Annotated in this window: 7 protein-coding genes; all 7 read right to left on the bottom strand. The window is 61.8% G+C overall.

Going from position 1 to position 6,030, the window contains the following annotated elements; genetic code table 11:
• A partial coding sequence (locus ACKODO_RS12565) for a CoA transferase (protein WP_408983778.1) occupies positions 1 to 387 on the bottom strand: 387 nt, incomplete at its 3' end.
• On the bottom strand, positions 384 to 1,187 hold the full coding sequence (locus tag ACKODO_RS12560) for an IclR family transcriptional regulator (protein ID WP_408983777.1): 804 nt from the start codon (positions 1,185 to 1,187) through the stop codon (positions 384 to 386). The genes ACKODO_RS12565 and ACKODO_RS12560, both read right to left, overlap by 4 nt.
• On the bottom strand, positions 1,187 to 2,626 hold the full coding sequence (locus tag ACKODO_RS12555) for an aldehyde dehydrogenase family protein (RefSeq protein WP_408983776.1): 1,440 nt from the start codon (positions 2,624 to 2,626) through the stop codon (positions 1,187 to 1,189). Before ACKODO_RS12555 ends, ACKODO_RS12560 begins: the two co-directional genes overlap by 1 nt.
• Positions 2,623 to 3,633, bottom strand: a complete 1,011-nt coding sequence (locus ACKODO_RS12550) for an agmatinase family protein (protein WP_408983775.1) — start codon at positions 3,631 to 3,633, stop codon at positions 2,623 to 2,625. Before ACKODO_RS12550 ends, ACKODO_RS12555 begins: the two co-directional genes overlap by 4 nt.
• Positions 3,620 to 4,537, bottom strand: a complete 918-nt coding sequence (locus tag ACKODO_RS12545; protein ID WP_408983774.1) for a hypothetical protein — start codon at positions 4,535 to 4,537, stop codon at positions 3,620 to 3,622. The genes ACKODO_RS12550 and ACKODO_RS12545 overlap by 14 nt, the downstream gene beginning before the upstream one ends.
• A complete protein-coding gene (locus ACKODO_RS12540) occupies positions 4,537 to 5,127 on the bottom strand; it encodes an arginase family protein (RefSeq protein ID WP_408983773.1) in 591 nt (196 codons plus the stop codon). The genes ACKODO_RS12545 and ACKODO_RS12540 overlap by 1 nt, the downstream gene beginning before the upstream one ends.
• A gap of 110 nt (positions 5,128 to 5,237) precedes the next feature.
• Positions 5,238 to 6,030 (bottom strand): arginase family protein (locus ACKODO_RS12535; RefSeq protein ID WP_408983772.1); only part of this gene is annotated, 793 nt, incomplete at its 5' end.

The following is a 6,030-nucleotide window of genomic DNA, read 5'->3' as shown; positions in this document are numbered from 1 at the left end:
GCCGGAGATCGCGCAGGCGATGATCTTCGGATTGCGGGCCGACAGCACATCATGGCCGAGCCCCAGCCGCTCCATCACCTTCGGGCGGAAATTCTCCAGCACCACGTCACTCTGTTCGACAAGACGCAGGAAGGCTTCCTTGCCATCCGCGTTCTTGAGATCCAGCGTGATCGACTGCTTGCCGGCATTCACGGCCACGAAGGACAGCCCCATCAGCTGCTTCGCCATCTCCGGATCAGCGCCGAGCTTTCGGGCGAGATCGCCGCCATCCGGGTTCTCGACCTTGATGACCTCTGCGCCCATGCGCGCCAGATTGTAGCCGCAGAACGGACCTGCCAGCACATTCGACAGATCAAGGACACGGACGCCGGACAGGGGAAGGGTCATTCAGTGCGGTCTCCGGGCCGGATTGCAGCAGAACCCGGCTCGCCTCCCAACTGGCGCGTGATCGAGGCAGCGGCCTGCTTCACGATCACCTTGTATTCCGGCACATGAGCTTCAAACCGATTGAGAATACCGGCCAGCGTCAAGGCCCCGACAAACTCGCGGTTCGGACCCAACACGGGGGCCGAAACGCTGGCGACATCCGGGTCCCGGTCGCCAAGCGTGGCGACAACACCTTCGGAGCAGATCTCCTCGGAGAAACGTGTCGGCATTCCGAGATAGTAGGCCACGATATGGCCTCCGGAGCCTTTGCCGATTGGCGAACTCTCACCTTCTTCGACATGGGAGCGCGCACTGCGGGGTGAGTTCTGGCGAAACAGGCACATGCGCTCCTCCCCGCGCGGGATCCAGAACGACGCGCTTTCCTGGGTCAACGACACCAGTGCCTGCATGGCAGGTCGGATAACTGGCTCCAGTTCAAGGTTCTGCCGGAAGACCGAGCCCAGCCGCCAGAGGGTCGGGCCGAGCTGGTAGGCCCCGGCAAGGCTGCGGCCAACATAGCCAAAGCGCTCCAGCGAGACTGTCAGCCGCAAGATCGTCGCTTTGGACAATCCGGTCTTGAGCGCCAGTTCCTTAAGCGAGAGCGGCGTCTCTACCGCGCCGAGGGCATCGAGTAGGCTGAGGGCTCGTTCGACCGCATCGACACCCATTCGGTCGTCGGGCCGGCCATCGGCACGAAGAAGTGAATCATTGGACATGGCAATTCCGATCAGTTGATCGCTCCTGATTTCAAATTCGGGCACTAGACAAAGCGTTCATGCGTGACTTTGACCGCTGTGAAGAAGTCGCGTGCATAACTGCCCTTTTCGGCAGGACCATATCCGGCCTGTTTTCGGCCAGTAAAAGGGGCGTGGAAATCCATGCCCGCCGTCGGCAGATTGACCTGAATCATGCCTGCTTCGGCGTGGTCGCGAAAGTGACGGATGATTTTCGCGCTTTGCGTTACGATCCCGCTGGAAAGCCCCGCCTCGGTGTCATTGGAGATGGCGAGTGCTTCGTCATAGTCACGAGCCGGGATGACGGCCGCGATGGGGCCGAAGATTTCATCGCGGTTGATCGTCATCCCGTTGGTCGTCTGTGTGAACAAGGCAGGGTTGAGGTAGTGGCCAGGCGTCTTTCGGTTCAGGCGCTCGCCGCCATGGGCAAGGCAAGCCCCCTCCATCCGGCCGATCTCCAGGTAGCGTTCATCGATCGCCAACTGGGCCTCCGAGACAACAGGACCAATGTCGGTCCCCGGGTCCCGCGCATCGCCGATGGCGAGCGCTTTCATGCGCTCGATCAGACGCGCGACAAAGGCATCATGGATGCCGGGCGTCACGATCAGCCGGGACGAGGCTGTACAGCGCTGGCCGGTCGAGAAAAACGCACCCTGCAGGGCGCAGTCGACAGCTAGCTCCAGCGGAGCATCATCCAGAACGATCAGCGGGTTCTTTCCGCCCATTTCAAGCTGCATCCGGGCACCGCGTTCGAAGAGTGCGTGGCCAATCGCCTTTCCCACGCGGGTCGATCCCGTGAAGGAGACGCCCGCGACCGTCGGCGACGAGACGATGGCGTCGCCAACGACCGATCCGTGTCCCATCACGAGGTTGAACACGCCTTTGGGAAGCCCGGAGCGGTTGATGATGTCGGCCAGCATCCAGGCCGAGCCCGGGACAAGCTCGGCCGGCTTGAACACCACGGTGTTGCCATAGGCGAGCGCGGGCGCAATCTTCCAGGCAGGAATGGCGATCGGGAAGTTCCATGGCGTGATGACACCGACCACGCCGATTGGTTCGCGCGTCACGGCCAACCCGATCTGATCGCGGACCGAAGGCAGGCCCTCGCTATTGGCTCGGTAGGCTTCGGCAGCGAAGAACTTGAACAGTTGTCCGGCGCGCAGAACCTCTGCGGTGGCTTCCTTCAGCGTCTTGCCTTCCTCACGCGCCAGCATGTCCCCGATCTCGCTTGAGCGCGCACCAACCTCCGTACCGATCCGGTCAAGGATCTCGAAACGCTGCAGGGCATTTGTCCGTGACCAGAGCGGGAAAGCCTGTGCGGCCGCCGCAATCGCCGTCTCCACGTCTTGGCAGGAGGCTATGGCGTACTCGCCGATGATATCGCGCGTGTCGGACGGATTGATGTTGCGCATCGCCTCAAGGACGGGCGCGGCTTCGCCGGCAATCAGGTTCGGAAAGACGCTCATGCTGGCAGGCCCCCCTTAACGACGAGTCGAGGGCGGAGGACTTCAAACAACAATTGCGCGGCGATCGCTTCGGACCGCCCGGAGGGATCAAGCGGCGGAGAAACCTCGACCATATCGATGCCGCAGAGCGGCGCCTCAGCGAAGACTTCGAGAAGGTCGAGATATTGTCGGCAGGTGATCTCGCTATGCACGATGGAGCCGGTGCCGGGCAGGAAGCCGGAGTCGAGCGCATCGACATCGATGGTGAGATAGAGCCGATCGCAGTTGCGCAGGGCATGTGCGACCGCGCGGCGGGCGACTTCCCGGGCCCCGATCCGGTGGACATCCTCTGCGGAGAATATGAGACCGCCAAAGCCTTCGATCTCGGCAACATCATTGCCATCGACCCAGCCGGCGATGCCAATCCAGACCATGTTTTCGCGAAGGATGTTCGGAAGCTCCGAGCAGCGCCGGGCATTCGTGGCGTGATTGAACGGGCCCCAGGCAGCAAGCCGATCGCAGAAATCGAGATGCCCATCGATCTGGATGTAGCCGAAGCGCGCATCGGGCTCGCTCTTTGCGAGTGCCTCGGAAACGCCGAGGCAAGCCGGATAGCTGTTGAAATGGTCGCCGCCGATCGCAACGGGAAGCGCGCCCGTTTTCACGACGGCGGCTGTCATGTCCGCGATGGAGCGGATCGTCTTCTCGACGTCCAGCGGATCGATTTTGGCATCGCCTAGATCGACCAGCGCGCGCTTGTCGGCCAAACCGCAATCCAAGCCGTTGGCAGTATCGATCAGCCCGCCCTGTGCATCCCCCCTCAGTTGATGCATCAGCACGCTGGTTTCGTGCCGGAGAGCCCGTGGCCCGAACCGCGTGCCGATCCGGCTGGTATGGGTCGCGTCCGATGGCATACCGATGAAAGCGACATCGCCGCGGCGCAGATGAGATACGTCGGCGTTTTCCCCATCGAAGAAGCGCGACACGGGAGACGAGAAGGCGAGAGAAAGAGCTTTAGACGCAGGCATGGGGTGTTTCCACTCTTGCTTCGAGGACGCCAAGCCGCGCGTAGATGAGATCAAGGATGGCCGTCAGCAGGAGGCGCTGGCCGGTCTTGACCAGCGAAAACCCGTTGATCGTCGGATCAAGACCGGTGATCGACAAGCTCGCGATGTTTGCGACGCCAAGCCGGCGGAAGAGCCGTCGGCATTCCGACAGGCTCAGCCCTGCAAAAACAGCATTCGTGCTGGCGCCGTGCCAATGAGTTGCAATGGCAGAGGCATCCAGCGCCACATGGACGGGTCTTTGCCCCAGATGGCTAAGCATCGACTCCGAATGGCTCTCAAATCGCTGGCGCAGATCGTGAATGGCTATCGACATGATCGCAGGATCGCCAGGCACCTCGGGCGAGGCTGACATAACGCAAGCGACGTCGTTGGCCTGCAAGGCGGGAATGTCCGACGCGGCGCTGACGATGAGCGCCGCAATCCCGTTGGACGAAGGCTCGCCCATGCGAAGTCCGGCCAAGACCGAGGTGAGGCAGCCTTGCTCACCGCCAAGCAGAAGGGGGATCGCCTCTTTCTCACGGATGTGAGCGATTGTTCTCCGGATTGCGCCTTCGAAAGTGCCGGTTGCCGGATCCGGTCGCAGGTCACCAAGATCGACCATCGAACCGGCAACATCCGCACTGCGCAGGACCTGCCTCTGGTCGATGTCCATCGCGGACTTCATGTTCGCGTTGAAGTGCGAACCGAAATAGGCGGATGTTTCTCGCATCGCCAAAGGCGCAAGGTCAGTCCGGCCATCGACTCCAGACGTTAGCCCGAATGCAGCGACCATCCCTGGACCGACCTCTTCCAACCTTGCCAGTCGACCGCGCATGAACGGCAGGTGTCCGGCCATCCGCGGGAGTGGTTCGATCCTGAGCGGCATCAGGCACCGGCCTTGCGCAGATGCGCGACAACAGTCTTGAGAATGTGGTGGCCGAGACTGGTTTCTTGACGGCCGCAAAGATCAAGGTCAGGTGCGAGGCCAGTGAGGTGAACAGCGCCGATAGACTTGGGCGGAAGAGCTTCGATCGCCTGTCGAAGGTGGGCAAGTGGCTTCTCCTGACCGATCGCCAAATGGTCCCATCTCGACAGATTGACCGTCAGGACGATTAGATCGCGGTGATCGGCGGCACCCACCTCAGTGGCCGCGGCGGGCAAGTCAACAAGAGCCACCTTCCTTGCTGCAGCGTGCTCGAGAGCCTGCCGCATCAAAGAATGCATGGAAAAGGCGCCGCCGACCACGACCGGGACCGCCCCTTTCCCGATGATGCTCTTGAGCTGGCGCATCAATGCGCTGTTATTTCGCTCGCGCTCAAGCGGAAACACGTTGAGATCACCAAGATCAAGGACGCGCACGCCCGGAGGCGCAGGACCCGGATCGGTATCGCTCTGGCTTGCATAACGGATCTGCCGCGCTGCGAAGCGCGCCCCGAAATCCGTGGTGTCTGCATGATCCTCGAAAAGTCCGACCATACAGAGATCACCCCGGCTGACATCGTCGATGTCCGCATTTGGCGCGCCCAATAACGACGGGATGGGTCGAAAGGACGGTGCCGACGAGAGGCTTGGCGCACCACCACTTGTCATACGGCTTGCCTCGCGTGACCCTGTGATGCGACGCGCTCCGCGATCATCGCAGCGATGCGCTCGCTGTGTCCGCGGGGATCGCGTTCAGGTGCCAGGTTCAGTAGGGCCAGCCCATGAAGGTCAAACTGTGAAATGGTCTTGTCCACGAGGTCGAGAACCGCCATCGGACTGAGCCCACCAACATTCCGCAGCCAGGCCCCCGCCGCATATCCCGTATCGATCACGGCGAGATCGACCAGCAGCAACGCCGTTCTCACCTTCGCCGCCATGGCGGTCAGCATCGTCTCGACGCAATCTGCGTCAAAAGCGGCTGCCGGCGCGACTATCCCGCCCGCATCGCGCCAAGCGTTATAGCTGGACAATCCGATGAGACGCTGCGTGCCGATCGCCACGGCCTGAAACGTCCCGGCTTGCGGCAGGCGCATATCGAGGCGGGGCGACAACAGGATGATGGTCTGCGGAACAGAGTCCGGACGGCCAGCGAGGGCGTCGATCAAGGCTGTGCCCAGCTCCGTATCACCGCCCAGCATGAAAGGCCGTGCTCCACGGGCTTCGATGTCATGCAAAATGGCTGGCAACCGGTGTGAGGCCTCGCCCAGATTGCCAAGATCGATGCGTCGACGGGAGGCTTCTGCTCGCGATGAATGTGCGTTTGCGGCATCCCGGATAGCCAGTGCAGCCACTGCATCAACACCGAAAATGGCGATATCGCCACGAGTGACATCGGCAAGCTGGCCAGTTCTTGTGCCGGGAAAGCATCTATCGGCGACGGCATGGCGATGGATCAGT

It is taken from the genome of Rhabdaerophilum sp., assembly GCF_046092605.1.
Taxonomy (GTDB): domain Bacteria; phylum Pseudomonadota; class Alphaproteobacteria; order Rhizobiales; family Beijerinckiaceae; genus Rhabdaerophilum.
This window is presented reverse-complemented; position numbering and strand designations above follow the sequence as displayed.

Excerpts from the sequence above, each read along its gene's own strand:
- ACKODO_RS12555 (WP_408983776.1), bottom strand. The coding sequence starts at position 2,626 with ATGAGCGTCTTTCCGAACCTGATTGCCGGCGAAGCCGCGCCCGTCCTT.
- ACKODO_RS12550 (WP_408983775.1), bottom strand. The coding sequence starts at position 3,633 with ATGCCTGCGTCTAAAGCTCTTTCTCTCGCCTTCTCGTCTCCCGTGTCG.
- ACKODO_RS12545 (WP_408983774.1), bottom strand. The coding sequence starts at position 4,537 with ATGCCGCTCAGGATCGAACCACTCCCGCGGATGGCCGGACACCTGCCG.
- ACKODO_RS12540 (WP_408983773.1), bottom strand. The coding sequence starts at position 5,127 with ATGGTCGGACTTTTCGAGGATCATGCAGACACCACGGATTTCGGGGCG.